Here is a 4,718-nt window from a genome sequence, read left to right on the forward strand (position 1 = left end):
GCCCATGGCCTGGGATATTCCAGTCATGATAACCCTTGAAAACTGATCATATTTGGTGTACAACCATTGTCCTTTGTTTTTTAATTCGGCATCTTGTGTTGCAATCAAACGATCCTGTTTGTCATATACCATATATTCCCAGCCTTTACCAGGAAGTTTCTTTTCTACTAAACGACTTCTTCCGTCATAACGGTATTGGTAACATAGTTCATCATGTTTTAAAGTATTAGTGGCAATATCACCACGGATACTTGCAAGTGGTGGAATTACAAATGCCAGCTGATTATATTCATTATATACATAGTAAGTATCCGCATACTCGTCTGCAGCGATTACTTTTCTGGCTAGGATAAGCTGTCCCTGTCCATTTTTGAATTCTATGGTTTCATTGCCGTCTTCATCTTTTACAGAAGTTTTGTATAGTTGTCCGTCGGTATATAACCAGTTTTCACCCAAAACAGATTTAGTAGCTCCATTTTCCCAAGTGGTAACAGTGGTGAATTTTTTCACCCTGTCTGCAACGGTAACAGCATCATAGCCAAATTTTACGGGTTTATTGATCCAGTCATTTCCTACTTGCTTTTGTTCAAGGATTCTGTCAAGAGGCGAATTTTCCAGCACTTTTTCTGCATAGATCTTTTCCGAACCATAAATTCCGGGTTGGGTGGCGTTGGTCAGAGGGCCAGGAACAATAGCCCCGTTCTGGGTTCCTGACTGAGGAATAGGAAGAAAGTCCTTCACTTGTCTTCCGAACCCATCGTATTCTATATGGGTAACCACATCTCTTCCTAGTGGTGAAGCTTTGATATTCACTACCTGTTTTGGTCTTCCCAACCCGTCAAAATACTGAACGGTTTCTGAGGTTTTGGGGGTTGAAAGGGCAGGGTCTGAAAGATATGTTTTTGAATAAACGTAATTTTCTGTAGTACTTGGGGTTGTCTGTGCATAGGCTAGTCCTGTCACAAACAAAGTACTGATTGGAATGATTATCTTTTTCATCGTGTGTTAGTTTTTGTAGTTGTATTTGAATTCTTTCAATACTTTTCCATTGATGTCAATCACCTTTTCAAGTCGGTTGGCAGTATCATATTTATAAAGCTCCCTGATTCCTGAAGGAGGGGTAATGCTTCTTACGCCAATCAGAGGATCATAAGTATAAGTGGTGATCTGGTAATTGGGCAAACTATTTTTAAATGTTTTTAAAGCATCTAAAAATGAAGTTTCATCATTATTTGAAACCGCACTTGCATCAGTATTGGAAGCATTGACAATAGCATCAATAGCAGACTGGGAAATATCTGATAATTTTGCGCCTTCTATTTTTGCAATGGGCTGAGTTTGGTTGTAACCCCAGATGATGGTTGTTGAAATACCTTCTTTTGTTGTATACTGCTGGAGGTTGCCTTTGGAATCGTATTTGTCGTAGGTAACTTCTGTGGATGAAACTGTAGGGTTTTGTAAATCATAAGATAATACAGATGTTGGAAATAAATTAGCAGGATTATCATACTTTGTCTCACTTTTTGAAATAAGCTTTCCTGATACATCATTTGCATCTTTCTTGTGAACTGTACTTGTTTCCAAAGGAATACCTATCATATTGGCGTTAATTAACTTCTGGTTAGCCTTTTCGTGGGCGTAACTGTAATTGGTCTCATCGATAGTTCCATCAGGAAAAGTTGTTTTCTGTTTGTTAAGCTGGTAATGAGAAGGATTATTATAAAAGTACTCAGTATTTATTTTTACAGTTTTCCCATCTAAATAATCAACGGCTTCTGTTTTATCCAGGCTGAAAGTATCAGTAATAAAAGGATAAAACTGATAGCTGTAAAATGGCTCCGGATTTCTTTTCCGTGCTTCAAAATACCCGCCGAAATCACTGATTGAGAATTTATTTTTACTGGAATATTCATTAATCACCGACCGCAAAAGATTATTGTTTTCATCAAAATCTTTTTTGTATAGCAGATGCCCATTTCGCCAGCTAAATACGTTTGTTGTAAGATCCCTGCCAATAGTTCCCTCAGTATAATATTCAGGGTCTGCTTTCAAATCAAAAGTGTATGAATAATCCGTGTGTCCTAATGTCTTAGATTGCGGATCTATTCTTTTTTCAGTAACATTATCATAAATAACTGATGCCATAGAAAGATTGGATAAAGGCGAAACAGGTGTACTGCTTATTTTTGATTCTGAAAAATTAGAACCCGCCGTATAATTAAAAAGAAAAACAGGATAGTCGAGCAAATTACCACTGGATTGTATTTCTCCATTTACAATCTTATTATATTCGTATTGACTTGCAAATAAAGGATTTCCATTTGAATCAAAGAAATTGATCCGTTTTACCCGTAGTCCTCCTACAATAAGATTATTAGGATCATCCATTAATTCATCCCAATAAGCCACAACATTAAAACCTAAAGTCTGGCTACTCCCGTTTCCTGCCTTTACAGCAACGACATCATATTCCCCTTTAGGCAACATTAAGCTTAGCTGTGATTGTGTAACTGTAATATTGGTAGGGTTATTTACTCCTACTATTTTTACATTGTATTTACAGGCACTGGTATTAAGCTGGTCAGTACATCCTTCAATAGTCGTCCTTAATGTTACATTACCTGCCGGTCTGTTAACCGTCAATCTCCCCCTGTATTCTGGCTTATCTATCACTGTAACCTGCTGTGGGTCTATATCCATATCTGCTTCAAGCCAAAAATTCTGAGTTTGTACCTCTCCAAAATTCAAGGGACCTTGCCCCCGCATAACCCTGGAAACAGTGTTAGATTCATATTCATAAGTAGTAAAACCTCCGGTAGGGTAAATAATTTTTTCAAGTATACAGGCTTTAGCATATTCTAATGATACATTTCTTTTTGCAGAACCAACATCAGTTAAAAAACCTACCATTTTAGGAATCAGTTCCGAATTAGTTTTACCGTTGTAAAACCCCCAGGCATCCTGTGAGTAGCTATACCTATTGGGCAGATTCTTAGAATTATATTGAAATTCATATTTTTGAGGGATTGTGTCGGTCCCCTTATAAATATTTACATTATCAAGTTTCAAGCGGTATTTATCCTCAGCAAAATAATAATAAGAATCATAAGGCTGGTAGTCGTCAGCAGTAAAATAACTGTAATTAAAGATTATCTTTTTTATTAGGCTTCCATTTTCCTTCACCTGAATTTCTTTCAAGGCTTTGTTACTGGCCATGTCTTGTCTGATGGAGGTATCATCAATAAAGACAACTTCTGTTTTGTTATATCTTATTTTTTCCAGAGACTTATTTCTAATCTGTCTCCGGCTATAATTGATGTATTTAGCTTTGGAATTATCATTATATTTTACCATAGATTCTCCATTTTTGGAACGGTACTCATATACAGGATTATCTTTGTACTGAAATTCTAATGTATTATTTCTTGTATCTTCAATTTTAATCAAATACCAGGTCAGAATATGAGGTGGTATATTACCTGTGCCGCCACCTGCTCCGGAGGAATCACTGGAAAGTGTTGTACTCTGAGAAAGATCAGAATATTCTACAGTATTGTTTGTTCCGAAATAGTATTTAGTCCCGTCTGTATTTGTTAATACCCAGGAAATAATCTGGCCATTGCTGTACTGGGGTTCCAGCTTTATATTGCTTAAAGGAGCCTGCACAAATCTTCCGTTTTGTCTGTCATAAAAAAAACGGAATTGAATACCATTAGCACTTACAGTATACTCATCAGGTTCTGTATCAATGTATTCTTTCATGGCATTCAGAGTGTTGGTATCCTGGCTATTATGAACCATCTGCTTTACTTTTCCTATTCCATAAGTTGTATACATATAACCACTTCCGGATATATCATCCGGAGAGTCTTTCACGGTACGGGTAATCATTCCCATTCCGTTTACATTCCAGCCCAGCCCGGTTCTTCCTGCCAGTTCCTCAACCCTGATTCCCCCCGCCTGATATTGTAGGTTAATTGGATAAGACCATTGATTCCCTACTGCAAGGTTGTAATAGGAATGGTAATATCAGGAATTCCACGGCTTAAAGTCATAGGCTGATCTATAAATTTGCCAATGGAAGCCACTTCCGGAGTAGGAGGAAATATGATAGAATGATCATTTTGACCATATAATTTATTTATTGAAAGTATCAAAGTTATAATTGGCAATATATTTTTTCTCATCTTCTATTTTTTTATCAGTTTTGCATTAGCTGTTTTATTGGTATCAGTCTTAACAGTAACCAGATAAGCCCCCTGAATCAAATTCTGGGTATTAATCTTCGTCACCTTATTCTCAGTTTTTAAGCTCTGAAGCTGTCTTCCTCCCATATCATACACCATAATATCAGCTTCTTTAAAGTCAAACCCTATTTCCACATAAGCATAATCTGAAACCGGATTCGGATAGATCTTGATGTCCTGTTTTTCAATCAGCTGATCAATTTGTTTGTCTCCCAGCTTCACGATCTTCCAGTTCTCTTTTCCAAGTTCTTCTGCACTGGTTCCTGCCAGAATAATGGATCCGTCTCTGTTGAGTTTCAGGTCTGAAAGTCTCTCCTCTCTTTGTCTCCTGTCTCCCTTTACGTATTTTCTCCACTGCTCGTTGCCATCGGAATTGAGGTAGAGCATCCAGAAAGTTTCATCATTAGATTCTATTCTTCCTTCTGCCTGGGTATAGCCTCCTAAAAGGATTCCTTTGGTCAGGTCTTGGTT

4 protein-coding genes are annotated in these 4,718 nt (G+C 37.3%); all 4 read right to left on the bottom strand.

What is annotated here, in order from left to right:
* The coding region (locus tag DRF60_RS20675; RefSeq protein ID WP_238640270.1) for a DUF6443 domain-containing protein at positions 1-999 on the bottom strand (999 nt) is incomplete at its 3' end.
* 6 nt (positions 1,000-1,005) lie between these two features.
* A complete protein-coding gene (locus DRF60_RS20680; RefSeq protein ID WP_123902711.1) occupies positions 1,006-3,891 on the bottom strand; it encodes a hypothetical protein in 2,886 nt (961 codons plus the stop codon).
* A gap of 107 nt (positions 3,892-3,998) precedes the next feature.
* Positions 3,999-4,187 carry a hypothetical protein gene (locus DRF60_RS21030; protein ID WP_123902712.1) on the bottom strand — a complete coding sequence of 63 codons (189 nt, stop codon included), beginning with the start codon at positions 4,185-4,187 and terminating at the stop codon, positions 3,999-4,001.
* Positions 4,188-4,190: 3 nt separating this feature from the next.
* Positions 4,191-4,718: T9SS type A sorting domain-containing protein (locus DRF60_RS20685; protein ID WP_133297262.1), on the bottom strand; the 528-nt coding region annotated here is incomplete at its 5' end.

The organism is Chryseobacterium elymi, from assembly GCF_003385495.1.
Classification (GTDB): domain Bacteria; phylum Bacteroidota; class Bacteroidia; order Flavobacteriales; family Weeksellaceae; genus Chryseobacterium; species Chryseobacterium elymi.

Coding starts and splice junctions, on each gene's coding strand:
- DRF60_RS20680 (WP_123902711.1), bottom strand. CDS start 3,891: ATGATTACCCGTACCGTGAAAGACTCTCCGGATGATATATCCGGAAGT.
- DRF60_RS21030 (WP_123902712.1), bottom strand. CDS start 4,187: ATGAGAAAAAATATATTGCCAATTATAACTTTGATACTTTCAATAAAT.